The organism is Xanthomonas sp. NCPPB 3583 (assembly GCF_041475715.2).
GTDB lineage: Bacteria > Pseudomonadota > Gammaproteobacteria > Xanthomonadales > Xanthomonadaceae > Xanthomonas > Xanthomonas euvesicatoria.
Map to the genome: position 1 here is coordinate 2751418 of NZ_CM191263.1, position 24318 is coordinate 2775735.

Consider the following 24318-nt stretch of genomic DNA (forward strand, 5'->3'; position numbering starts at 1 on the left):
AGATGTGACAGACGTCAGTTTCCGGCCTGCTTGGCAAGCATGGCCATGCGCTGCGCATCGGACAGGATGCCGCGAATCAGCCGCACCTCCTGCTCGGTCATCTCTGCGCGCAGCAACAACCGGCGCAACTTGCGCATCGCCGACTCCGGCGCACGGCCCTTGTGGAAGTCGATCTCGTCCAGCGTGTCGCCCAGCTGGCCGAACATCCCTTCCAGCTGTGCGTGGCTGGCCGGCCCGTCGCGCAAGCCCGGAGCCGCTGCCGGCGCGCGTTCGGCCTGGCCTGCCGCCAGCTGCGCCAGTCGCACTTCGTACGCCAGCACCTGCACGGCCGCGGCCAGATTGAGCGAACTGAACTGCGGATCGGAGGGAATGTGGACCGCGGCGTGGCACAGCTGCAGCTCGTCGTTGGTCAGACCGGTACGCTCGCGGCCGAATACGAAGGCCACCTCGGCCGGCTCGCCCGCCTTGGCCAGGGCACGCTGCGCGCCCTCGTCCGGCAGCAGTTCTTCCAGCGCCACCCGGCGCGCGCGCGCAGTGCAGCCAATCACCAGCGTGCAGTCGGCCACCGCCTCGCCCAGTGTCGCGAAGATCGGCGCCTGGCTCAGCACGTCTTCTGCGCCGGCCGAGCGCCGATAGGCGTCTTCGTCGAGTGCGCGCTCCGGCGCCACCAGCACCAAGCGCGAAACCCCCATGGTCTTCATCGCACGCGCTGCAGCGCCGATGTTGCCTGGATGCTGGGTACCCACAAGAACAAATCGGATGCGCTGGCTGACGGACATGAACGGAGATCGGGAAGCTGTTCGGCCGTAGATGGTAAACTGCGCGGCCGGCTTTCGCGCCGGACCGCTCTTTTACCTTCGCCATTGTCCGATTCTGCCTTCACGGGAGCTTTCACCATGCAGAAACCCGCCGTCACCGTCATGGTCAAAGCCGCCCGCCTCGCCGGCAATGTGCTGTTGCGCGGCATCAACAAGCTCGATGCGCTCAATGTGGTGCAGAAAGGCCGCATGGACTACGCCAGCGAAGTCGATGCCGATGCCGAGAAGGTCATCATCAAGGAACTCAAGCGCGGCTACCCCGAGTACGCCGTGTTCGGCGAAGAAGGCGGCGTGCAGGGCGGCAAGAGTGGCCGCTACACCTGGGTCATCGATCCACTGGACGGCACCAGCAATTATCTGCGCGGCTTCCCGCACTACTGCGTGTCCATCGCGCTGGTGGAAAATGGCGAACCGACCGATGCGGTGATCTTCGACCCGTTGCGCAATGAGCTGTTCACCGCCAGCCGCGGCGCAGGCGCGGTGCTCAATGACCGCCGCATCCGTATCGCAGAGCGCAAGGATTTGGAAGGAGCCATGGTCCACACCGGCTTTCCGCCGCGCGAACGCGCGCGCGCCAGTGCACAGCTCAAGTGCGTGGATGCGCTGCTGGTGCAGGCCGAAGACGTGCGCCGCACCGGCTCGGCAGCGCTGGACCTAGCCTATGTGGCCTGCGGCCGCGCCGACGCCTATTTCGAAGCGGGCGTCAAAGCCTGGGACATCGCCGCTGGTGTGCTGCTGGTACGCGAGGCCGGTGGCCGCGTTTGCGACTACAAGGGTGCCACCCCGCCGCGCATGGACAACATGGGCCCTGAGACGCAGCAGATCGTGGCCGGCAACATCAAGATCAGCGACGCGTTGCAGAAGGTCATCGTCAACACCGGCTACGCCCGCGAGTTCGACGCCAAGTTCTGATCGACCCGTTCGCACTACCGCTGCCCGGCAGACATCGGAACACGCCCGAGCACGGAGGCTTCCCTGCAAGGCCTCTCGCGACCGGGGTCGCTCCTACCCACAGCGCAGTAAACGTACAAGGCCGGGATCGCTCCCGGCCTTGTACGTTGGGTGCCGCTGTCACAGCGCTAGGCAGTGCCTGGCGCCGGTGCAGGACCTCAGGCGATCGCGGCGTGGTAGCGGCGCTCGACTTCTTCCCAATTGACGGCGTTGTAGAACGCGCCGATGTATTCCGGGCGACGGTTCTGGTACTTCAGGTAGTACGCGTGTTCCCACACGTCCAGACCCAGGATCGGGGTGTTGCCCTCGAACAGCGGGCTGTCCTGGTTGGCGGTGCTTTCCACCACCAGCTTTTTGTCGGGGGTCACGCTCAACCACGCCCAACCCGAGCCAAAGCGGCTGACGGCGGCCTTGGTGAAGGCTTCCTTGAATTTCTCGAAACCACCAAGATCCTTGTCGATCGCCTTGGCGACCTCGCCCTTGGGCTCGCCGCCACCGTTGGGCGACAGCACGGTCCAGAACAGGGAATGGTTGGCGTGGCCGCCGCCATTGTTGCGCACCGGGCCCTGCAGGTTTTCCGGCAGGCTCTTCAGCTTGGAGACCAGTTCTTCGATCGGCAGATCGGCGTACTCGGTCCCTTCCAGCGCCGCGTTGACGTTGTTGATGTAGGTCTGGTGATGCTTGGTGTGATGGATTTCCATCGTTTGCGCATCGATGTTCGGTTCCAGCGCGTCGTAGGCGTAGGGCAACTGCGGAAGGGTGTAAGCCATGCGTATCTCCTGGACTTGCCGCCCGGCGAAGACCGGGCGTTGCGGGGTGAATGGTAAGGACGGCGGCAGCGCTTACCAAGGGTGCTGGCAGGGAAACTTCATCCCATCGCATGCCGCACGATGTTCGCCGCACACCTTGCACCAGGTCCCGGTTACTTGGGCGTGAACCGTCCCGGCGCCGGCCACGTTCAAAGTCGACACAGTCGCGCATCGGCATACTTGCTCTGCCGTACCCATTTCGGACCGTCTTCATGCGCAAGCCCGCTTTGCTCGTTGTCGCCATCGCGCTGCTCGTCGCCGGCCTGTGGGGCATGCGTGCGATGCAGACGCCCAAGCCGCAGTTCGCGCCGCAACTCAACGCCCCGATCGCCGCGGACACGCCGACGCGCGAGGTGCCGCGTCTGCCCGCCTTTCTGCCGACCGAGGCGATGGCCACCATCGTGCTGATCCAGCGCGGCGGCCCGTTTCCGCATCCGCAGGATGGCGGCGTGTTCGGCAACCGCGAGCATCGCCTGCCCGAACGCCCGCGTGGCTATTACCGCGAATACACTGTCGATACCCCTGGCAGCCCGGATCGCGGCGCGCGCCGCATCGTTACCGGCGGCACCCCGCCCGAGGCGTGGTACTACAGCGACGATCATTACCAGAGCTTCAAGGCCTTCGATGGCCCGACCCCGGACCAGGCACCATGAACGCTGGCGACTTCGCGCTGGATTTGTCCGATCCGCAGCAGTCGGGGGTGTATCAGGCCGAGACCGACGATCTGGACACCATGGCGGCGCTTGCGCGCGATGCCGGCCTACGCATCGTGCGCGTGGATCTGGCCGCCTGCAGCGACAAGCGCATGCTGCTGATGCGCCTGGCCACGCAACTGGATTTCCCGGCCAGCTTCGGCCGCAATTGGGACGCGCTCAGCGATGCCCTGCGCGACCTGGCGTGGCTGCCTTCGCCACATGGCTATGCGCTGCTCATCGACGGCGCCCAGGCGCTGGCCAGCACGGCACCCAACGACCGCGACACCTTGCTGGACATCCTCGATGAAGTCGCCAACGCCTGGGCAGCACGCGGGCTGACCTTCGCGGCGTTCGTTGCGCCCGCAAGCGCCTGCGACTGAGAGCAGCCAACAGCACGCCTGCGCAGCCGGCCGAGCGGACACGCCTGGCGCCGGCACCACATGCCCCGTGCAGAAGCGATGGCTGCCTGCATGCCGCCCGCACCGACCTGATGAGCGCTCGCGATGTTTCCCAGGCACCGCGCGGCGCGGTCGATCAGCGCTGGTATTTCCGGCGAACACGGATCGCTACGCACCCGCATCGGCCCGCACCCAGGCGCGATGGCAAACCACCATCGCCCTTCGTCGCGCCAAACGCGCGAACGGCACGCATTGCGCGTGCCGACCGACGATCAACTATCCAGCTCGCTCCAGCGCGCGTACGCCGCATCCAGGTGCTTTTGCGCATCGGCCAATGCTGCGGTGTGGGCCGCCATCGCCGCACTGTCGCGCTGATAGAAGGCCGGCTCGTTCATCGCCTCGGTGAGCGTGGCCACTTGCTGCTCCAGCGTCTCGATCAGGGCCGGCAGTTGCTCCAGCTCGCGTGCATCCTTGTAGCTGAGCTTGCGCTTGGGGGCGGTGTCCGCCGGCACTGCAGCCACGGGCGCGGTCGCCACCGCAGTGGCCGATGCCTTGGCCACCGCCATCGCATTGCCGACCGGCGTACGGCGCTGGCGCAGCGAATCGCTGTAGCCGCCGACGTAATCGCCGATCAGGCCATCGCCCTCCATCACCAGCGTGGAGGTCACCACGTTGTCGAGGAAGTCGCGGTCATGGCTGACCAGCAGCAAGGTTCCGGTGTATTCGCCCAGCAATTCTTCCAGCAGCTCCAGCGTTTCCACGTCCAGGTCGTTGGTCGGTTCGTCCATCACCAGCAGGTTGGACGGCTGCGCGAACAGACGTGCCAGCAATAGGCGATTGCGCTCGCCACCGGACAGGCGCGTGATCGGCGCGCGCGCGCGCTCGGGCGTGAACAGGAAATCCTGCAGATAGGCATGCACGTGCTTGCGCTTGCCGTTGATTTCCAGGAAATCGCGGCCCTCGGCCACGTTTTCGATCGCGCTCCAGTCTTCGCGCAGGGTGGAACGGTATTGGTCGAAATACGCAATCTGCAGATTGGTACCGATACGGATTTCGCCCTGCTGCGGCTGCAGATCGCCCAGCAACAGCTTGAGCAAGGTGGTCTTGCCGCTGCCGTTGGGGCCGATCAGGCCGATGCGGTCGCCACGCTGGATGATGGTGGAAAAATCCTTGACCATCGTGCGCGCACCGAACGCGAAGCCAACCTCCTTGGCCTCGATCACCTTCTTGCCGGACGACTCGCCCTGCGAGACTTCCATGCGCACGTTGCCGGTGAGCTCGCGCCGCTGCACGCGCTCGTTGCGCATCGATTCCAGGCGCCGCACGCGGCCCTCGTCGCGGGTGCGCCGCGCCTTGATGCCCTGACGGATCCAGATCTCTTCCTGCGCCAGCAACTTGTCGAAGCGCGCATTCTCCTGCGCCTGCGCATTGAGCCGTTCCTCGCGGCGGCGCTCGTAGTTGGCCCAGTCGCCCGGCCAGCTGGTGACCTGGCCGCGATCGATCTCGACGATGCGGGTGGCCAACGCACGCAGGAAGCGCCGGTCGTGGGTGACGAACAGCACGCTGCCGCTCCAGCCCTTCAGGAAGGTTTCCAGCCAATCGATGGCTTCGATATCCAGATGGTTGGTCGGTTCGTCCAGCAGCAGCACATCCGGCGAGGACACCAGCGAACGCGCCAACAGCACGCGTCGCTTCATACCGCCGGACAGCCGCGCGAACTCCGCATCGCCGTCCAGTTCCAGCTTGGTCAGCGTCTCGGTGACGCGTTGATCCAGCGCCCACCCGTCGGCCGCATCGATCTTGGCCTGCACCTTGCCGAACGCATCGGCGTCGAACACCTCGGCATGGCTGAGCTGATGGAATTCGGCCAGCCAATGACCCAACTCGCCCAGACCATCGGCCACCACGTCGAACACGCTGCCGCCGGTCCCTTGCGGTACCTCCTGCTCCAGCCGCGCGATGCGCACGCCCTGTTGCACGCGCACTTCGCCGTCGTCGGGCTTGAGCTCGCCGGCGATCAGTTTCATCAAGGTCGATTTGCCGGCGCCGTTGCGGCCGATCAAGGCGATACGCTCGCCCGGCTCGATCGTGAGGTCGGTTTTTTCCAGCAACAAGGGGCCGCCGACGCTGTAGTCGACGCTTTGCAGAGTGATTAAAGGCATGGCGCAATTGTACGGGATTGGTGATTGGGGATTCGGGATTGGCAAAAGCGCACGCTGTCACGGTGACGAATCCCGAATCCCTACTCCCCAATCCCGGGCTAAAATGCGCCATGAACGAATTCTCCGCGCTGCCGCTGTCGCCGGCCCTGGCCCCCGGCATCGACGCCCTTGGCTACACCGTCCTCACTCCCATCCAGGCGCAAAGCCTGCCGCCGATCCTGCAGGGGCTCGATGTCATCGCCCAGGCGCCGACCGGCAGCGGCAAGACCGCCGCGTTCGGGCTTGGCCTGCTGCAAAAGCTCGACCCTGCAGTGACCCGCGCACAGGCGCTGGTGCTCTGCCCCACCCGCGAATTGGCCGACCAGGTCGGCAAGCAGCTGCGCAAGCTCGCCACCGGCATTCCCAACATGAAGCTGGTGGTGCTCACCGGCGGCATGCCGCTGGGCCCGCAATTGGCCTCGCTGGACGCGCACGACCCGCAAGTGGTGGTGGGCACGCCCGGTCGCATCCAGGAACTGGCCCGCAAACGCGCCCTGCATCTGGGCGGCGTGCGCACGCTGGTGTTGGACGAGGCCGACCGCATGCTCGACATGGGCTTCGAAGAACCCATCCGCGAGATTGCCAGCCGTTGCGACAAACACCGCCAAAGCCTGCTGTTTTCGGCCACGTTCCCGGACAGTATCCGCGCGCTTGCACGCGAGCTGTTGAAGGAGCCGGTTGAGATCACGGTGGAAGGCGCCGATAGCGCACCGGAGATCGATCAGCAGTTCTTCGAGGTCGACCCGACCTATCGGCAAAAGGCCGTTGCCGGCCTGCTGCTGCGTTTCAATCCCGAGTCCAGCGTGGTGTTCTGCAATACCCGCAAGGAAGTGGACGAGGTGGCTGGCTCGCTGCAGGAGTTCGGCTTCTCCGCACTCGCGCTGCACGGCGACATGGAACAGCGCGACCGTGACGAAGTGCTGGTGCGCTTCGTCAACCGCAGCTGCAACGTGCTGGTGGCCAGCGACGTGGCCGCTCGCGGGCTGGACGTGGAAGACCTCTCGGCGGTGGTCAACTACGAGCTGCCCACCGATACCGAGACCTACCGCCATCGCATTGGCCGTACCGCACGTGCCGGCAAGCATGGACTGGCGCTGAGCCTGGTCGCCCCGCGCGAAACTGCCCGCGCGCAGGCACTGGAAGCCGAACAGGGCCAACCCTTGAAGTGGTCGCGTGCGCCACTGGCCACCGCGCGCCCGGCGCAACTGCCGCAGGCGGCAATGACCACCTTGCGCATCGATGGCGGCAAGACCGACAAGCTGCGTGCCGGCGACATCCTGGGCGCCCTGACTGGCGAAGCCGGGCTCTCGGGCGCGGCAATCGGCAAGATCGCCATCTACCCTACCCGCTCCTACGTGGCCATTGCCCGCGCGCAGGTCGCCAAGGCGCTGGCACATCTGCACGCAGGCAAGATCAAGGGACGCCGGTTTCGGGTCAGCAAGCTCTGAACGCAGCGCGGCCGGCATTGTGCCGGCGGCCTATATTTCAGCAGGAGCAACCCTGGAAGCGCGCACGTCCACGCACCCTGGGTCGCTTCCAGCGCTTGGACTCAGTAAGAAAGTGTCGCCAACAGCGGCACATCGTTCGCCCATTTCTGGCGACCCTGCAGCACCTGCAACTCCACCAGCACGGCTGCGCCAACGACTTCCAGTTCGAGTTGGGCAGCAAGCCCCAAGGCCGCACGCAGCGTGCCGCCGGTGGCCAGCACGTCGTCGACAATCAGTACGCGCGCCCCGCGTGGCAGCGCATCCTCATGCATTTCGATGCGATCGGTGCCGTACTCCAGCGCATATTCCTGGATCAGCGTGCGCCCCGGCAGCTTGCCCGGCTTGCGCACCGGCACGAAGCCGGTCCGCAGTTCGCGCGCCAGGGCAGCGCCCAGAATGAAACCGCGCGCCTCGATACCCAGCACCGCATCCAGCGGCGTGGTGCGCCACGGCTGCGCCATTTCGTCCAGCGCAGAGGCGAAATCCGGGCCGTCCGACAGCAACGGGGTAATGTCCTTGAAGACGATGCCCGGCTTGGGGAAATCGGCGATGTCGCGAATCCGCTCCGACCAATGGTTGGGTCCGGAAGTCGTGGTGCCGGCGCAGCGGCTGCAGTCAGTCATGAGGGCGGTGGCGTGGTGGCCGGTGGGGTTCGTCTATTCTAGGCTGCGCACGCCATCCACGACGGATTTACGGCATACCTGCATCTGAGCGCGTCAGGAACTGCACGACAGCATCGAACACCCGGCGCGATCGCGTGCCCAGTCCGGCCGCCGCGCCGCAAAGGCGTCGCGCCCGGGCTGATCGTCGTAAGGGCGGCGCATGAGTTCCAGCAACTCCCGCACCCCGGACGGGTCACCCTGCTCGGCACGGTCGATCGCCTGCTGCGCCAGATAATTGCGCAACACATAGCGCGGGTTGGCCAGGCGCATGCGCGCGCGCCGCTCTTCCGGCGACAGCGGATCCTGCTGCAGGCGCGCGGCATAGCGCTGCAGCCATTGCTGCAGCTGCGGCGCATCCGCCAGGCGTTTGTCTTCGTCGTAAAAGGCGTCGCGCAGCTGCGCGGGGTCCGGATGTTCGGGCGACAGGTCGATGAGCCCACGGAAGGTCAGCGTCATGTCCATCTCGGATTCGCGCATCAGGGCGCGCAGCGCGTCGATCAGCTGCAGATCCTCGTCGCGACACTCTGCCAAGCCCAGCTTGGCGGCGGTGTCGCGCCGGTCGCACGCCAGGTAGGTATCGCGAAAACGATCCAGCCCATATTGCAGCAGGGCCTGGTCGGCAAACAGCGGCGCCAGCGCCTGGGCAAGCCGGCCCAGGTTCCAGTAGGCCACTTGTGGCTGGGTGCCGAAGCGATAGCGCCGCCCCTGCGCGTCGGTGGTGTTGGGCGTCCAGTCCGGGTCATAGTCGTCGACCCAGCCATACGGGCCGTAGTCGATGGTCAGACCGAGGATCGACATGTTGTCGGTATTCATCACCCCATGCACGAACCCGACCCGCATCCAGTGCGCCACCATCACCGCGGTACGCTCGCAGACCTGCGCAAACCAGTCGGCGTAGAGCGCGTCGCCGGCACCGGCCAACGCCGGGAAATCGCGGGCGATGGTGAAATCCACCCACTGCTTCAGCAATGCGATATCGCCGCGTGCGCTGGGCAATTCGAAGTTGCCGAAACGGATGAACGAAGGCGCCACCCGGCACACGATCGCGCCCGGCTCGCGCTGCGGGTGGCCGTCGTAGAACATGTCGCGCACCACCGCCTCACCAGTGCCGACCAGGCTCAACGCACGCGTGGTCGGCACGCCCAGATGATGCATGGCCTCGCTGCACAGGAATTCGCGGATCGACGAGCGCAACACGGCGCGCCCATCGGCACCGCGGGAATACGGCGTCGGGCCGGCACCCTTGAGCTGCAATTCGTAGCGCCCACCGTCGGTTCCGATCGCCTCGCCCAGCGAAATCGCCCGCCCGTCGCCAAGCTGTCCGGCCCAATGCCCGAATTGATGCCCACCGTAGTTGACCGCCCAAGGCTGCATTCCCGGGTACAGCGCGTTGCCGCCGAACACCTGGGCGAACTGCGCACTGGCGATCTCGGCCGCCTCCAGGCCCAGCACCTGCGCCATCTCCGCCGAATGCGCGATCAGGTACGGAGCGGCGACCGGCGTCGGCAAGACAGACGACCAGGCCGCGCCCACCTCGCGCCGGCGTGCCCCCTCTTCCGGGTCGGCGGGCAGCTGCTGACGCAGACGATTATCGAAGTGCAAATGTGTCATGCCGGCAAGCCTAGGCCACCGGCAGTGAACCTGACATGGCGAAGCCGCATCCGGCGCTGCGTGCGTACCGTATCTTCACTCGCTTGGCGCGTGCCGAGCGGGCTCGTCCTGCACATGCTTGCGACGTGCGATAGCCGCTAATAGCCGCCGGCTGCCGATCAGATGCGAACCAGACAGAGGCGAACGTTGCCGGGACGCCACTCTCTGGTCTGCACTTGCCGGCCTGTTGCGTTCGTCCCTGGTCCCCACCCCCCTTCCTGCCCCCGTACCGATATTGCCCATGCCCTCGCGCGCTTCCCGCTGGTTCCGTCCTGCCCTCCTGTTGCTCGGTTCGTTGACCATGACGGCCTGCAGCAGCGTCTTTTTTGGTGGCATCAATGCCGCATCCAGCCGATCGGGCATCGTCGAGCATCGCGACCAGGTGTTCGATTCCGCGCACGGCCTGGCGCTGGATGTCTACCAGCCGCGCGGCGCAGTCGACGCGCCAGTGGTGGTGTTCTTCTACGGCGGCACCTGGAAGCGCGGTTCACGCGCCAACTATCGCTGGGTGGGGCGCGCACTTGCGCGCCAGGGCGTGGTGGCGATGGTGGCCGACTACCGCAAGTATCCGCAGGTCGGATTACACGGTTTCATGTCCGACGCGGCAGGCGCCACCGCATGGAGCTACCGCCACGCGCACGAGTACGGCGGCAACCCGAATCGCCTCGCGGTGATGGGTCATTCGGCAGGCGCGCATATGGCCGCGTTGCTTGGCACCGATGCCCGCTGGCTGCAGGCGCAAGGCCTCAAACCTCACCAGTTGTGCGGCGTGGTGGGCCTGGCCGGGCCGTACGACTTCATGCCGATGACCGATCCCGAATTGGTCGAAATTTTCGGCGATGCGCCGGCAGCGCAACGGCAATCGCAACCGGTGCGTTACGTCGGCGGCGACGAACCGCCCATGTTGCTGCTGCATGGCGATGCCGACCGCGTGGTCGAACTACAGAACAGCATCTCGCTGCAGCAGGCGCTCAAGCGCGAAGGCGGCAGTGCCGAACTGAAGGTCTACCCCGGCATGGGCCATCTCGGCATCCTGCTGGCGCTGCGCAAATCGCCGGAGCGCTCGCAGGTGCTGAACGATACGCTGCGGTTTGTGCGCCAGTGCCGGGTGCCTTGAAGCGCAATCCGCCCTGACGTCGCTGGGGATTGAGTGACTGCTGCGAAGGGCTGATGGGCAGCGATACCGACGTCGGTGTCGCTGGGTGCCATTCGGATCCGGAATGAGCGGAATACATCGCGATGAGAGACGCCATGTCGTAGCAGCAGACAGCGGGCGTAAAACAGTCCCGACCACCTACACCCGCACCCCGCTCTCCCTACTCTCCGCTGCCGTCACTTGGCCGGCTTGCTTCCCATCAGCTCGAACGGGCCGCCTTTCTTCAGCGCAGCCTGATACGCCGGACGCGCTTGGATCCGTTCCAGAAACGCGTGCAAACGCGGGTAGTTCTCCAGACCGCCGCCGCGTGCGGCCGCCGCCTGTACGGGGAAGCTCATCTGGATGTCGGCGGCGGTGAAGCGTTCGCCAGCGAACCAGTTGCCGGCCTGCAACGACTGCTCCATCCAGTCCAGATGCAAGGTGAGCTGCGGCCCGACGAAGCCCGACATCGCCTTGTCCACGATCGCACGTGCGATGGGCTTGGCGAAGAACGGCATCGGCGCGCTGCGGATGCGACCGAAGATCAGCGTCATCAGCAACGGCGGCATCGCCGAGCCTTCGGCGTAATGCATCCAATAGCGAAACTGCAGGCGCTCGGGCGAATCCAGCGGCCGCGGCGATGGCGACAGCGCGCACTCGGTGTCGTAGCGCTCGGTTAGGTACTCCAGGATCGCCCCAGATTCGGCCACCACCAGATCGCCATCGACCAGCACCGGCGATTTGCCCAGCGGATGGATCGCGCGCAGCGCCGGCGGCGCCAGCATGGTCTTGGGGTCGCGTTCATGGCGCACGATCTGGTAAGGCAGCGCCAGTTCTTCCAGCAGCCACAGCACGCGCTGGGAACGGGAATTATTGAGATGGTGGACAGTGATCATGGGATGGCTGCGCGCGGAAAGCGCACATCCTACCGATCCAGGCGTCGTCGCTGTGCGCAAGCAGCGCCTGGTGACGCGCCAACGAGGCTGGCCGCCTATCTTGCAGGCAATAAAAAACGCCAGCCGCTTGCGCGACCGGCGTTTTTGGCAACCCTAAGGTTGCAGGCGGATTAGACCGCCTGCACCTGGTCAGCCTGCATGCCCTTCTGGCCCTGCACGGCGACGAAGGTGACCTTCTGGCCTTCCTGCAGCGACTTGAAGCCGGTGCCCTGGATGGCGCGGAAGTGCACGAACAGGTCCGGGCCGCTTTCCGGGGTGATGAAGCCGAAGCCCTTGGCATCGTTGAACCACTTCACGGTACCGCTCTGACGCTCTGACATTTACTAACTCCTGAACTATTGATGGATAAATCGCAGCGTCCGAAAAGCCGGAGCTGAGACTGAGTTGCAGGCGTTGGTAAAGCGGAACGATGAAGCGAGATCTGTAACGATCCGGCTGCACCAGGCCACGATTCACGGTGACCCTTGCAAACACAGTGCGTGCACAGTACTCGTGTTTTCTGCAAAAAGCGACACCCTGCGTCAAATCTTTTGCAGTCAGGTCCAATCCGACGGCCTGTCGGGACTGTCCCCATCCCAATTGACCGGATGCCACTGCCTGACGCCCCCACAGCTGCGCAGATCATGGGGGCCGTTAACGACACCTGCCCGGCCATGGTCCGCGACGTCCTGGACCGCGCCTCAGCGCCTGTCGCCCCGCCGTGGCCCTTGCAGCCAACCGGCCTCTGAGCCAAGCCCACCCTGCCCTTGCTCGCACCATCCAGCTGTCAGCCAGCCCAGGCCCGGCCGACGACGCACCTCTGCCAGATGCGGGCAACACCCGGCGCATGAACCGGCCGCGTATCATAGGCGCCCTTTGCAACCGGCATCCTGATGGCCCTCACCGCCACCGTCCGCAGGGCGGAACTTCAGATCAGCGACATGGACCGCGGCTATTACGCCAACCATTCGCTGACCCTGGCCCAGCACCCTTCCGAGACCGACGAGCGCCTGATGGTGCGGCTGCTGGCGTTCGCGCTATTTGCCGACGATCGTCTGGAATTCGGCCGTGGCCTCAGCAACGACGACGAGCCGGACCTATGGCGGCGCGACTACACCGGCGACCCGGATCTGTGGATCGACCTCGGCCAGCCGGACGAAAGCCGCGTGCGCAAGGCCTGCAACCGCTCGCGCCAGGCGGTGGTCATCGGCTACGGCGGCCAGGCCACCGAAACCTGGTGGAAAAAGCACGCCAACGCCATGGGCCGGTACCGCAATCTGCGCGTGATCGAGCTCGACTCGCAGGCCACCGAAGCGCTGGGCGCACTGATCCAGCGCGGCATGCGGTTCGACGTGATCATCCAGGACGGCGAAGTGCAGATGCTGGCCGACCACGGCAGCGTCACCCTGACCCCGATGGTGCGGCAAGCCCCGGCCGAATGAGCATGCGTTGCGACGTGCTGGTCATCGGCGCCGGCGCTGCCGGGCTGATGAGCGCCTTCACTGCCGGCCAGCGTGGCCGCAAGGTGGTGGTGATCGATCATGCCAACAAGGTCGGCAAGAAGATCCTGATGTCCGGTGGCGGGCGTTGCAATTTCACCAACACCGGCACCACGCCTGGCAACTTCATTTCGGCCAATCGGCATTTCTGCAAATCCGCCCTGGCGCGCTACAGCCCGGCGGATTTTGTGGAGATGGTCGAACGGCATGCCATCGCCTATCACGAGAAAGAGCTGGGCCAGTTGTTCTGCGACATCTCCTCCAAGCAGATCGTGCGCATGCTGCTGGACGAATGCGATGCGGCCGGCGTGCAGATCCGCACCCAGTGCGACGTGCTGTCGGTCCAGCGCGGCAGCGACGGCTTCCAGGTCCAGACCAGCCAGGGGGCCGTGCAGCCGCAGTCGTTGATCGTGGCGACCGGGGGGCTGTCGATTCCCAGCATGGGGGCCAGCGGCTTCGGCTATACCCTGGCCAAGCAGTTCGGCCATGCGCTGCTGCCCACCCGCGCCGGGCTGGTGCCACTCACATTGAGCGGCAAGCATCAGGAGCGTCTGCAAGCGTTGTCCGGGCTGGCGTTGCCGGTCCAGGCGCAGTGCAACGGAGTCAGCTTTCGCAATTCCATGCTGCTCACCCATCGTGGGGTCAGCGGCCCGGCGATCCTGCAGATTTCCTCGTATTGGCAGCCGGGTGACGATTTGCGGCTGGATCTGCTGCCCGGTCGCGATGCAGCGACGTGGCTGCGCGAACAAAAGCAGCAACGCGGCGCCACCGAGCTGCGCAACGTGCTGGCCGACGTGCTACCGAAACGGTTTGCGCAACGCTTGTGCGAGCTCTGGCTGCCAGACAAGCCGGTGCGTCAGCTGGATCCGCCGCAGCTGACAGCCGCCGCCGAGCTGCTCGGCAGCTTTCCGCTGATCGCCAGCGGCACCGAAGGCTATCGGACAGCTGAAGTCACCCTGGGCGGGGTCGATACCCAACAGGTCTCCAGTGCGACCATGGAGTCGCGCCTGGTGGCAGGCCTGTACTTTGTCGGCGAGGTGCTGGATGTCACCGGCTGGCTGGGCGGTTACAACTTTCAGTGGGCGTGGGCGTCCGGCCATGCAGCGGGGAGCGTGGCGTAACGGCGATGGCGGGGGGCTCGCCCACCGATCAGGTCAGGCGCCTTGAACGCGCTGTCGCGGCATGGACAGCACGCAGTGAAAACGGTCGATGCGCGCCAGAAGGCATCCTCCAAGCGCAAATATTGTTCTACGTCTCACACTTGATGCGGCATGCTCCACACACATGGACGTGCCAAACCCCTTCGTGTATTAAAGCCCGTCTCTAGGGAGCCGCGCATGCAAAAAGGCAAAGATCTCACCCTCCGCCTGATGATCGTCGACGACAGCGTGGAGAGTGCGGAGACCATCGTCACCGCGCTGCGCAATGGCGGCATTGCGGTGCGTCCATCGCGACCGCAAAGCCAGGAGGAACTGGCCAGCATGCTGTCGGGCCAGATCGATCTGGCCATCTTGGGTCAGGCGCAGCAGATCCCCATGAGCGCCTTGCAGACCCAGATTGCGGGCAGCGGCAAGGACATCCCGATCATCTTGCTGGCCGAGCGGATCGAAGAAAACGCCCTGGTCGAGGCCGCTTCGCACGGGGTGCGCGCCATCGCATTGCGCCACCGCCCCGCGCATTTGCTTGCACTGGTGCGCTCGGAGTGGGACGACCTGCAGGCCCGCCGCGGACTGCGCCGCATCGAGGCGCAGATGCGCGAGACCGAGCGCCGCTGCGACGCACTCATCGCATCTTCGCGCGACCCGATCGCCTACGTGCATGAAGGCATGCATATCCGTGCCAACGATGCCTATCTGGAAATGTTCGGCTTCGAGTCGTTCGACGATGTCGAAGGCATCTCGCTGCTGGACATGATCGCCGCGCAGTACGTCGACGATTTCAAGCAACTGCTCAAGGCGATGTCCAAGGGCGAACCGCCGCCGGCACAGTACAAGCTCGATGCACGCCGCGTGGAAGGCGACACCTTCCCGGCCACGATGGAGTTCGCCACCGCCACCTATGAAGGCGAGCCGTGCATCCAGGTGGTGTTCCGGCGCCGCGAGGAGTTCGACCCGGAACTGGCGCGCGAAGTCGAAGACTTGCGCCAGCGCGACCAGGTCACCGGCCTGCTCAATCGCCCCACCTTCATGGTGGCGCTGGAACAGGCCGTGGCACAGGCCGGCCGCAGCGAGGGCCAATCCGGCTTCCTGTTGATCGAGCCGGATCACTACGCACGCATCCTGCCCGAGTTCGGGCTGGATTCGGCAGATGCGCTGATTGCTGCGCTTGCCGCGCACGTGGCGAGCGTGCTGGACGACAGCGTATTGGCCGCGCGCTTCGGCGAACACAGTTTCGCCCTGCTGTTGAATGGAAATTACGCGCGCACGCATGCGCTGGCCGAAACCGTGCGCAATGCGTTCGCGCAGCACGTGGTCAGCGTGGGGACGCGCTCGGCCACGGTGACGGTCAGCATCGGCGGCGTGCAGATCGGCGAAAAGATCGCCAGCATCGGCCAGGTACTCAATCGCGGCACCGAGGCGGTGCGCACTACTGCCGAGCTCGGTGGCAACGCGGTCAGCATCTACGACCCGGCTGCGGCGGATCGGGCCGAAGAAGAACGCATCGAACGTTGGGTCGAGCAGCTGCGCGAAGCGCTGGTCGGCGACGGTTTCCTGTTGCATTACCAGCCGGTGCTCAACCTGCAAGGCGAGCCGCTGGAGTTGTACCAGGCCTTCCTGCGCCTGGAACGCAACGGCGAAATGATGTCGCCGAACGCGTTCATGGCCATCGCCGAAGAGCACGACCTGGTCACCGAAATCGACCGCTGGGTGGTGGCGCGGGCCATCCGGCAACTGGGCGAACGCCAACGTGCCGGGCACAAGACCCATCTACTGGTACGCATCGGGCCGAACTCGTTCTCGGACCCGCAGATGATCGACACCATCCGCGAGCAATTGGCGGTCTACGGCGTCCCCGGCGAACGGCTGTGGCTGCAGACGCCGGAGTCGAAGGTGTTTACGCACCTGCGCAACGCGCAGCAGTTCCTGGCTGCGGTGTCGGCGATGGATTGCAAGGTTGGGCTGGAGCAGTTCGGCTCGGGCCTGGATTCGTTCCAGTTGCTGGCGCATTTCCACCCGGCCTTCCTCAAACTGGATCGCGGCATCACCGGCGACATCGCCTCGGCGCGGGAGAGCCAGGAAAAGATTCGCGAAATCACCTCGCGGGCGCAGCCGGCCGGCATTCTGACAATGGCCGAGTTCGTCGCCGATGCGCAGTCGATGAGCAGCTTCTTCAGTGCCGGAGTGGACTACGTCCAGGGCGATTTCGTGGCACCGACCGGGCCATTGATGAATTACGAGTTCGGCTGAAAGCCGGCGCGCCCGCTCGTTCGCAACCTCGCTAAGCAACAAAAAACCCGCACTGCGCGGGTTTTTTGTTGTCTGCCAGGCAGCCGGAGATCCGCCCCCTTACATTGCACTACCGCTGGCGGCGCGCAGTGCAGCGATGCGCTCGGTGAGCGGCGGATGGCTCAGGAACAGCCGGCGCAAGCCCTCACCCACCCCACCGGAGATGCCGAACGCCTGCACTTGCGAGGGCAAGGTGTTCTGGCCATGGTTGAGCGACAGCCGCTCCAGTGCAGCGATCATCTTGCTGCGGCCGGCCAACTGCGCGCCACCGGCATCGGCGCGGAATTCGCGGCGCCGCGAGAACCACATCGCAATCATGGTCGCGAACAGGCCGAACACCATCTCCAGCGCGAACACGATGATGTAGTACGCAAAGCCACGACCGCCATCGCGGTTGCCCGACAAGGCGCTGTCGATAATGCCGCCGACCACGCGGGCGAGCACGATCACGAAGGTATTGAGGACGCCCTGCAGCAGCGCCATGGTGACCATATCGCCGTTGGCCACGTGGGCGATCTCGTGGCCAAGCACCGCCTCGGCTTCATCCTGGTCCATGTTCTGCAGCAGGCCGGTGGACACCGCCACCAGGGCGTTGTTGCGGTTGGCGCCGGTGGCGAACGCGTTGATTTCCGGGCCGTCGTAGACCGCTACTTCCGGCATGCCGATGCCGGCAGCCTGGGCCTGGCGGCGCACGGTCTCCAGCAACCAGCGCTCGGTCGGCGTGCGCGGCTCGGTGATGACCTGCGCACCGGTGCTGCGCTTGGCCATGAACTTGGACAGCAGCAAGGAAATGAACGAGCCGCCGAAACCGAAGATGGCGGCCATCACCAACAGGCCACTCATCTGCGCGGGATTGACGCCCAGCAACGACATGACGATGCCGGCGAGCATCAGCACCGCAAGATTGGTCAGCAGGAACAGGAAAATGCGGTTGAACATGGCGCGATGGCTCCACGGATGCGGGGTGAACTGGTGCGGATCTGCGGGTGTTGCGGCTTGAAATCAAGCAAGCACCTGACCGACGATTCAGCTGCCCATGCCATCGCCCCCTTATCTCGGCCGCTTCGCGCCCTCGCCCACCGGCCCCCTGCACTTCGGCTCCCTGCTGGCTGCATTCGGCAGCTGGCTGCTGGCCCGGCATGCCGGTGGGCAGTGGTGCGTACGCATCGAAGACATCGACCCGCCGCGTGCCGAACCCGGCGCCAGCGAACGTCAGCTGCGCACGCTGGCCGCATTCGGGCTGCACTCGGACCTGCCGGTGATGCGGCAGTCCGAGCGCGATGCGGCCTACACCGACGCTATCACTCAGCTGCTGGAATCCGGCCAGGCATTCGAATGCAGCTGCAGCCGGGCCGATCTGGCCGGCATGGGCGGCATCCACCACGCCTGCCTCGCGCCATTGGGCGAGCGCCGTGCGGTGCGCCTGCGGGTGCCGCCGCAATCGCCGGTCGGCTTCGAGGACGCCTTGCAAGGACCGGTGCTGCAGGATGTCTACGCCGAGGTGGGCGATGTGGTGCTGCGCCGCGCCGACGGGTATTGGGCGTACCAACTGGCAGTGGTGGTGGACGATGCGGCGCAGGGCATCACCGATGTGGTGCGCGGCGCCGACCTGCTCGACTCCACCCCGCGCCAGATGGTGCTGCAGCGCGCACTGGGCCTGCCGCAGCCGCGCTACCTGCACCTGCCGCTGATGCTGGATCGCGACGGCCGCAAGCTGTCCAAGTCACACGATGCACCCGCACTGGACGACGCCGATCCACTGCCGGCCCTGCACGCCGCCTGGGTCGCCTTGGGCCAACAGGCCGACGCGCTGCCGCGGCGTGCAGCCGTGGAAACCCTGCTGCAGCACGCCGTGCAGCATTTTTCGCCACGGCTGCTTCCACGCCAACGCCAGCTGGGCCTCGATGCGCGCGCATCCGGCCTCCAGCGTGACTAGAATTGCGGCCCAGCACCGGCGTCCGGGCGCAGCAGTCCCGCACCCGAATCGCCCTCAGCCTCACTTGTTGATTGGAGTCGTCATGACATCTCGCGTCGCATTGGTCACCGGCGGCACCGGCGGTATCGGTACTGCCATCTGCAAGCGCCTGGCCGACCAGGGCCACCGGGTCGCCAGCAACTTCCGCAACGAAGAAAAGGCACGCGACTGGCAGCAGCGCATGCAGGCGCAAGGGTACGAGGTCGCGCTGTTTCGCGGCGATGTCGCCTCGTCCGAGCATGCGCGCGCGCTGGTGGAAGACGTCGAATCATCGCTGGGGCCGGTCGAGGTGTTGGTCAACAACGCCGGCATCACCCGCGACACCACCTTCCACCGCATGAGTGCCGAGCAGTGGCACGAGGTCATCAACACCAACCTCAATTCGGTCTTCAACGTGACCCGCCCGGTGATCGAGGGCATGCGTAAACGCGGCTGGGGCCGGGTGATCCAGATCAGCTCGATCAACGGGCTCAAGGGCCAGTATGGCCAGGCCAACTACGCCGCCGCCAAGGCTGGCATGCACGGCTTCACCATCTCGCTGGCGCGCGAGAACGCGGCATTCGGGGTCACCGTCAACACGGTCTCGCCCGGTTATGTGGCCACCGACATGGTGATGGCCGTTCCGGAAGAAGTGCGCGCCAAGATCGTGGCCGATATCCCCACCGGACGCCTGGGCCGTCCGGAAGAGATCGCCTACGCGGTGGCGTTTCTGGTTGCGGAAGAGGCTGCCTGGATCACCGGCTCGAATCTGGACATCAACGGCGGCCACCACATGGGCTGGTAACGTTTGCTGCAACTTTGCGGTGCAGCATGGATTTTGCTCAAAAAACCATGCTGCGCAACATTTTTAATGTGTCCGCTTGAGCAAATAAGGCCTTTTGGCTGTTGCAAGCGCTGCTGCGGTGCGCCATCCTGCGCGCACTATCAGTGTGGGTGAACGTTCCATGGCCGGACTTCGCATCATCAAGAAGTATCCCAATCGCCGTCTCTACGACACGGAAATCTCCAGCTACATCACCATCGAAGATGTGCGCCAATTGATCATCGATGGCGAAGAATTCGAAGTACGCGATGCCAAGAGCGGCGAGGACCTCAGCCGCGCAGTGCTGCTGCAGATCATCGCCGACCGCGAGCAGGACGGCGAGCCGATGCTCTCCACCCAGTTGCTGAGCCAGATCATCCGGTTTTATGGCGACTCGCTGCAGGGCTTCATGGGCAATTACCTGGAGCGCAGCATGCAGGTGTTCCTGGATCAGCAGCAGCAGTTCCGTCAGCAGATGGGCAACCTGCTCGGGCAGACCCCGTGGGCGATGATGAACCAGCTGACCGAGCGCAACCTGGAGTTGTGGCAGGAGTTCCAGCGCAACTTCGGCGCCGGCTTCGGCCGCCCGGGTGGCCCGGGCACACCGCCGAGCCCGCCTGGGTCGAGCGGCCTGGGCAGCGGCCCGATGGGGACCGGCACGCATGGCTCGGCCGGTGGCAATCACGGCACGACCGGCAAGGCCCGCAACCGCGGCTAATAGCGACAACACGCCATTGCGCAGCCGCCAGGCAGGTGCGGCCGGTACCGGCATCCTCAGGTGCTACTCGGACACCCCTGCTCCGCTGCGCCGGCCATGCCAGCTGACGGCTGGTCGCGGTGTGATGTCGACCGCTTGAGATATCGAACGCTGCGCCAGGAGCCCCACGCTCCCAGGCGCAGCCAATCAGTGGCCGGCCTGCGTTGTGCAGGCAGAGCAGATCCGCTCCACGTGGTAGCCGCGCGCACGCAGACGCTCTACTACCCCGTCATTGCCCAGCAAATGCAGCGCACCGACCACCACCAGCGTGGTTCCGCCGCCCTTGCCGAGCCGCTGCTCCAGCCGCGGCACCCAGCGCGCATTGCGCTCGACATTGATGTCCTGATACAGCGCCGGATACTGGCGGCGCATGTCTTCGGCCATCTGCGTGGACAGCGTATGCACATCGCCATTACGCCAGGCTGCATGCAGCTGGCGTAGCTGGTCGGTGGCATCGGCCTCGTCCAGCGACTCTTCCAGCAACTGATGCTGCTCGGTCGGCGACATGCCGTCGAGCAAGGCGATTTGCTCGGCGGCGCGCTCCAGGCCGTCGGCCGGTTTGCCGCGCGCCTGCGCCTGTTCCATCAGGTAATGGTCCAGCCCCGCGTTCGGGTCCATGCCTTGCCGGGTCATCTCCGCCAGGCTGATCGTCAGCGCCACGAACCAGGGCTCGAGCGGCTGCAGGCTCGCCAGCGACATGCCGTACTTGCGCGCGTAGGCGCTCAGCGCCTGCCAGGTCTTCGCATCCAGCGTGTCCTGCAGCGTACGCCCGTCGGTGCGCCGCGCCGCCTGCAGCATGCGACTGGCCAGCTCGGGCGATTGCGCATCGTCAGGCGGCAATTCGAACAGCAGACGGTCGGCCTTGGCGAAGGCCTGCATCACATCCGGCGATAGCGGGTAGTCGCTGGCCTTGAGCACATGAAACGAGCCCAGCAGATACAGCGTGCCGCCCTTCCCATCGACCTTCCACAGCAGCGGCACCGGCGGGCCTGCCGGCGCGTCGCCGGCACCGCGCGCCCACACCGGTACGAGCGCGCCGCTCCACAAGGCCAGGCCAAGCAGCGCGCCGCTGCACCAGGTGGCAATCCGCTGGCGCGTCAACGTGGTCCGTCGCCCGGTCACCAGGCTTCTCCGCACATGTGAATGGCGCGCATGTCAGTGCGGCACCTTGTAGGCCTTCTCGCCTGCCGACACCGCCAGATCGATGCGGTTTTCCGGCGGCGGCAGTGGGCAGGTGGCGAACGGGGTGAACGCGCATGGCGGGTTGTAGGCGCGGTTGAAATCGACGATGACATGCCCCGAGGCATCGGGCACGTCCAGATCCAGAAAACGTCCAGCCGGATAGCTGCCGTGACCGCTGGTGCGGTCGGCGAATACCACGAACATCGGCCGCCCTGGCTCGCCGATGGTTTCCAATCGGTAGGTCTTGCCGTCGCGCTCGAACTCGATCGCGCCCGCGTTCGGCTGCTCGCTGCTGATCCCGACGATGTCGACGATCGGGATGGTCTTGCCGACGGAGTTGGGCACATAGCGCGCGTTGATGCGCCAGGATGGATCCACGGGCCAATAGTCCAGACCCGCGAAGTGCGTGCGCGAGCTCGCGTCGGCATGCTTGACCCGTAGCGCATACCGGTCGCCGCGATGGATCAGGCTCAACACGCCCTTGCCCTCGTCGAAATGGATCAGGGTGGGCTGCGGATCGCGATCGGACTGGAAGCGGATCCGGCTGGTCAGCGGCTTGCCATCGAGGGTCAGCGCGGCACCACGCTCGGGCACGAACCAGACCGCGTTGTTCTCCGTGGACACCATGCCCATCTTCGGTGGGCCTACCGCGAGTCTGATACCGCTGTCGGCGCTGCTGCCGATGTAATGCGCCTTCAGCGACAGCCAATGCAGGCCAACCAGGCTGGTCCAGCCATCGGGCGCGCGCAGTTCCTTCAGCCGCGCTTCGCGCCAGGCGGCGGTGTCGGCCAGAAATGTCTTGTCGAGTGCGACCGGCGCAGCCGGCGGTGGCGCATCGCGCCCGCAACCGAATAACGCCGCTGCGACCAGCATGCCGAGCAGCCAGCCCTTCCCCCCGTGCACTGCCATCAACGCCCCCTCAGAAACCAACGATCGATATCGCTCAGCGTAAACCGCGCCCAGGTCGGTCGGCCATGGTTGCACTGGCCCGAGCGTTCGGTGGCTTCCATATCGCGCAGCAGCGCGTTCATTTCAGGCACGGTGAGGCGGCGGTTGGCGCGCACTGCACCGTGGCACGCCATGGTGGAGAGCAGTTCGTCGCGTGCGCTGGCGATGCGGCGGCTTTGACCATGCTCGCGCAGATCGCCCAGCACATCGCGCAGCAGCGCCTCCGGCTCGGCATTGGCCAGCAGCGCGGGAATGCTGCGCACGTGCAGCGACTGCGGCCCGGCCCGGGTGATCTCGAAGCCGAGCGTGGCCAAGGTCTCCGCTTCGCGCTCGGCGGTGTCGGCTTCGCGCTCGCCCACTGCCAGCGTCATCGGCACCAGCAAGGGCTGCGCGTGCAGGCCGATGCTGTCGTGCGCATTTTTGAGCCGCTCATAGCCGATGCGCTCATGCGCCGCGTGCATGTCGACCACGATCAAGCCTTCGGCGTTTTCGGCCAGGATGTAGATGCCGTGCAACTGCGCGAAGGCATAACCGAGCGGCGGAACACCGCTGTCTTGCGCAGTTGCCGGCAACCCGGTGCCGGCCATGCTCGGCATGCCTGCCGATTGCTGCGCACTGCTGGGCGGCGGCGCGTACAGCGCGCTGTAGGCGGCGCGCGCCTCGTCCACACGCAGTCCCAGCGGCGTTTGCGAAGGCGTCCAGCTCGGGTAGTTGTAGCCGCTACCGCTGCTGCCAGGTGCGTTGCCGTGGTTAGGAACACCGCTGCTGGCAATGTTGCCCAGTCCGCCAGCGGTCGCACCTGGGTCGCCGGCACCATCGCTGCCGATACTGTTTGGCGTGACGCCGGCACGGGTATGCGCCAAGGCATCCTGCAGGGTGCGATAGACGAAATCGTGGATCAGCCGCGCTTCGCGGAAACGCACCTCGTGTTTGGCCGGGTGCACATTGACGTCCACGCGTGCCGGGTCCAGCTCCAGAAACAGCACATAGGCCGGCTGACGGCCATGAAACAGCACATCGCCGTAGGCCATCTTCACCGCATGCGCCACGCTGCGGTCCCTGACCGAGCGGCCGTTGACGTAGAGGTATTGCTGGTCGGTGCTGGCACGCGAGTAATGCGGTTGCGCAACCCAGCCGTGCAGGCGCAGACCGGCACCGCTTTGGTCCACGCGCAAGGCCTGGCGCGCAAAATCGTCGCCGAGGGTTTCGCCCAGCCGCGCGTCCGAATACAGATCGCCCGGCTTGTAGCGACGCGACGGCTTGCCGTTGTGCGAGACGCGCAATTCCACATCCGGCCGCGCCAATGCCAACGAACGCAACCACTCTTCGATGTGGCCGAGTTCGGTGCGTTCGGCACGCAGGAATTTGCGCCGCGCCGGCACGTTGAAGAACAGTTCGCGCACTTCGACCGTGGTGCCCGGCGCATGCGCGCGCGGCACCACCTCGCCCAGGCGACCGCCGTCGATTTCCAATGCGGAGCCGTGCTCGGCGTCGTGGCGACGCGAGGTCAGGGTAAAGCGGCTGACCGAGGCGATCGACGGCAAGGCTTCGCCACGGAAGCCCAGCGTGGCGACGGTTTCCAGGTCGTCCAGCGAAGCGATCTTGCTGGTGGCATGCCGCGACACGGCCAGCGGCAGTTCGTCCGGGGCGATGCCGCCACCGTTGTCGCGGATGCGGATCAGCCGGACGCCGCCCTCCTCGAGCTCGATATCCACGCGCGTGGCGCCGGCGTCGAGTGCGTTTTCGACCAGTTCCTTGACCACCGATGCGGGCCGCTCGACGACTTCGCCGGCAGCGATCTGGTTGATCAGAATCTCGGGCAGCTGGCGGATCGCCATCAGCGCACGCTCCATTGCAGCACGCGCGAAACGCGGTAGATCGGCGGTGTGACAGGCAAGACAGAACTCGGCACGGCAATCCGGCGGCGCACAGTCGCCGTCATCTAAGGAATCAGTGCGGAATGATAGC

At 65.7% G+C, this 24318-nt stretch carries 22 protein-coding genes and 1 other RNA gene; 12 read left to right on the forward strand and 11 right to left on the reverse strand.

Annotated elements, in window-relative coordinates:
- Positions 1 to 14 precede the first annotated feature (14 nt).
- Positions 15 to 779, reverse strand: a complete 765-nt coding sequence (locus ACCQ07_RS12160; RefSeq protein ID WP_011347732.1) for an RNA methyltransferase — start codon at positions 777 to 779, stop codon at positions 15 to 17.
- A gap of 117 nt (positions 780 to 896) precedes the next feature.
- Here ACCQ07_RS12160 and ACCQ07_RS12165 point away from each other — a divergent pair, with 117 nt between their 5' ends.
- On the forward strand, positions 897 to 1730 hold the full coding sequence (locus ACCQ07_RS12165) for an inositol monophosphatase family protein (protein WP_005913068.1): 834 nt from the start codon (positions 897 to 899) through the stop codon (positions 1728 to 1730).
- 197 nt (positions 1731 to 1927) lie between these two features.
- Here ACCQ07_RS12165 and ACCQ07_RS12170 read toward each other — a convergent pair whose 3' ends face one another.
- Positions 1928 to 2539, reverse strand: a complete 612-nt coding sequence (locus ACCQ07_RS12170; protein ID WP_003486056.1) for a superoxide dismutase — start codon at positions 2537 to 2539, stop codon at positions 1928 to 1930.
- Between the two features lie 251 nt (positions 2540 to 2790).
- On the opposite strand from ACCQ07_RS12170, the gene ACCQ07_RS12175 reads away from it, so the two are divergent.
- Entirely contained in the window at positions 2791 to 3231 is a 441-nt protein-coding gene (locus ACCQ07_RS12175; RefSeq protein WP_008576167.1) for a guanyl-specific ribonuclease, read from the forward strand.
- Positions 3228 to 3653: a barstar family protein gene (locus ACCQ07_RS12180; RefSeq protein ID WP_008576164.1), complete on the forward strand. Its 426-nt coding sequence runs from the start codon at positions 3228 to 3230 to the stop codon at positions 3651 to 3653. The genes ACCQ07_RS12175 and ACCQ07_RS12180 overlap by 4 nt, the downstream gene beginning before the upstream one ends.
- 290 nt (positions 3654 to 3943) lie before the next feature.
- On the opposite strand, the gene ACCQ07_RS12185 is transcribed toward ACCQ07_RS12180, so the two are convergent.
- Positions 3944 to 5833, reverse strand: a complete 1890-nt coding sequence (locus tag ACCQ07_RS12185; RefSeq protein ID WP_011347735.1) for an ATP-binding cassette domain-containing protein — start codon at positions 5831 to 5833, stop codon at positions 3944 to 3946.
- A 110-nt stretch (positions 5834 to 5943) separates the two neighbouring features.
- On the opposite strand from ACCQ07_RS12185, the gene dbpA reads away from it, so the two are divergent.
- Positions 5944 to 7320, forward strand: coding sequence for an ATP-dependent RNA helicase DbpA (gene dbpA, locus ACCQ07_RS12190; RefSeq protein WP_372163876.1), 1377 nt, complete (start codon positions 5944 to 5946; stop codon positions 7318 to 7320).
- Between the two features lie 101 nt (positions 7321 to 7421).
- On the opposite strand, the gene ACCQ07_RS12195 is transcribed toward dbpA, so the two are convergent.
- The gene (locus ACCQ07_RS12195) at positions 7422 to 7982 is read right to left on the reverse strand and encodes an adenine phosphoribosyltransferase (RefSeq protein ID WP_014090366.1); all 561 of its coding nucleotides are present in this window, start codon (positions 7980 to 7982) and stop codon (positions 7422 to 7424) included.
- Positions 7983 to 8075: 93 nt separating this feature from the next.
- Positions 8076 to 9632, reverse strand: a complete 1557-nt coding sequence (locus ACCQ07_RS12200) for a protein adenylyltransferase SelO (protein WP_372363361.1) — start codon at positions 9630 to 9632, stop codon at positions 8076 to 8078.
- 280 nt (positions 9633 to 9912) lie between these two features.
- Between ACCQ07_RS12200 and ACCQ07_RS12205 the strand changes: the two genes are divergently transcribed.
- Positions 9913 to 10788 carry an alpha/beta hydrolase gene (locus tag ACCQ07_RS12205; protein ID WP_136732638.1) on the forward strand — a complete coding sequence of 292 codons (876 nt, stop codon included), beginning with the start codon at positions 9913 to 9915 and terminating at the stop codon, positions 10786 to 10788.
- Positions 10789 to 11003: 215 nt separating this feature from the next.
- Here ACCQ07_RS12205 and ACCQ07_RS12210 read toward each other — a convergent pair whose 3' ends face one another.
- On the reverse strand, positions 11004 to 11702 hold the full coding sequence (locus tag ACCQ07_RS12210; RefSeq protein ID WP_136732639.1) for a glutathione S-transferase family protein: 699 nt from the start codon (positions 11700 to 11702) through the stop codon (positions 11004 to 11006).
- A 170-nt stretch (positions 11703 to 11872) separates the two neighbouring features.
- Complete coding sequence (locus ACCQ07_RS12215) at positions 11873 to 12082, reverse strand: cold-shock protein (RefSeq protein WP_008576153.1); 210 nt, start codon at positions 12080 to 12082, stop codon at positions 11873 to 11875.
- Positions 12083 to 12634: 552 nt separating this feature from the next.
- Here ACCQ07_RS12215 and ACCQ07_RS12220 point away from each other — a divergent pair.
- The 3 genes from ACCQ07_RS12220 to ACCQ07_RS12230 all read left to right on the forward strand — a co-directional run bounded on the left by ACCQ07_RS12220 (position 12635) and on the right by ACCQ07_RS12230 (position 16647).
- Entirely contained in the window at positions 12635 to 13183 is a 549-nt protein-coding gene (locus tag ACCQ07_RS12220) for a YaeQ family protein (protein ID WP_008576151.1), read from the forward strand.
- Positions 13180 to 14361, forward strand: a complete 1182-nt coding sequence (locus ACCQ07_RS12225; RefSeq protein ID WP_071117772.1) for a BaiN/RdsA family NAD(P)/FAD-dependent oxidoreductase — start codon at positions 13180 to 13182, stop codon at positions 14359 to 14361. Before ACCQ07_RS12220 ends, ACCQ07_RS12225 begins: the two co-directional genes overlap by 4 nt.
- A gap of 216 nt (positions 14362 to 14577) precedes the next feature.
- The gene (locus ACCQ07_RS12230; RefSeq protein WP_008576147.1) at positions 14578 to 16647 is read left to right on the forward strand and encodes a GGDEF/EAL domain-containing response regulator; all 2070 of its coding nucleotides are present in this window, start codon (positions 14578 to 14580) and stop codon (positions 16645 to 16647) included.
- Between the two features lie 99 nt (positions 16648 to 16746).
- Here the strand turns inward: ACCQ07_RS12230 and htpX are convergent, their stop codons facing one another.
- Positions 16747 to 17625, reverse strand: a complete 879-nt coding sequence (htpX, locus tag ACCQ07_RS12235; RefSeq protein ID WP_014090370.1) for a protease HtpX — start codon at positions 17623 to 17625, stop codon at positions 16747 to 16749.
- 97 nt (positions 17626 to 17722) lie between these two features.
- Here htpX and gluQRS point away from each other — a divergent pair, with 97 nt between their 5' ends.
- The 4 genes from gluQRS to ACCQ07_RS12255 all read left to right on the forward strand — a co-directional run bounded on the left by gluQRS (position 17723) and on the right by ACCQ07_RS12255 (position 20314).
- A complete protein-coding gene (gene gluQRS / locus ACCQ07_RS12240) occupies positions 17723 to 18622 on the forward strand; it encodes a tRNA glutamyl-Q(34) synthetase GluQRS (protein ID WP_277573909.1) in 900 nt (299 codons plus the stop codon).
- Positions 18623 to 18704: 82 nt separating this feature from the next.
- Positions 18705 to 19445: a beta-ketoacyl-ACP reductase gene (locus ACCQ07_RS12245; RefSeq protein WP_014090372.1), complete on the forward strand. Its 741-nt coding sequence runs from the start codon at positions 18705 to 18707 to the stop codon at positions 19443 to 19445.
- 160 nt (positions 19446 to 19605) lie between these two features.
- On the forward strand, positions 19606 to 20181 hold the full coding sequence (gene phaR / locus ACCQ07_RS12250) for a polyhydroxyalkanoate synthesis repressor PhaR (protein WP_014090373.1): 576 nt from the start codon (positions 19606 to 19608) through the stop codon (positions 20179 to 20181).
- A gap of 58 nt (positions 20182 to 20239) precedes the next feature.
- A non-coding RNA gene (locus ACCQ07_RS12255) (sX9 sRNA) lies at positions 20240 to 20314 on the forward strand.
- A gap of 53 nt (positions 20315 to 20367) precedes the next feature.
- Here the strand turns inward: ACCQ07_RS12255 and ACCQ07_RS12260 are convergent.
- From ACCQ07_RS12260 to mutL, 3 genes are read right to left on the reverse strand one after another with little or no spacing between them, the layout of a single operon-like run.
- Complete coding sequence (locus ACCQ07_RS12260) at positions 20368 to 21342, reverse strand: TraB/GumN family protein (RefSeq protein WP_218556057.1); 975 nt, start codon at positions 21340 to 21342, stop codon at positions 20368 to 20370.
- Positions 21343 to 21375: 33 nt separating this feature from the next.
- Complete coding sequence (locus ACCQ07_RS12265; RefSeq protein ID WP_029819609.1) at positions 21376 to 22311, reverse strand: DUF1684 domain-containing protein; 936 nt, start codon at positions 22309 to 22311, stop codon at positions 21376 to 21378.
- Positions 22311 to 24188: a DNA mismatch repair endonuclease MutL gene (gene mutL, locus ACCQ07_RS12270; RefSeq protein WP_071117468.1), complete on the reverse strand. Its 1878-nt coding sequence runs from the start codon at positions 24186 to 24188 to the stop codon at positions 22311 to 22313. Before mutL ends, ACCQ07_RS12265 begins: the two co-directional genes overlap by 1 nt.
- Positions 24189 to 24318: the final 130 nt, after the last annotated feature.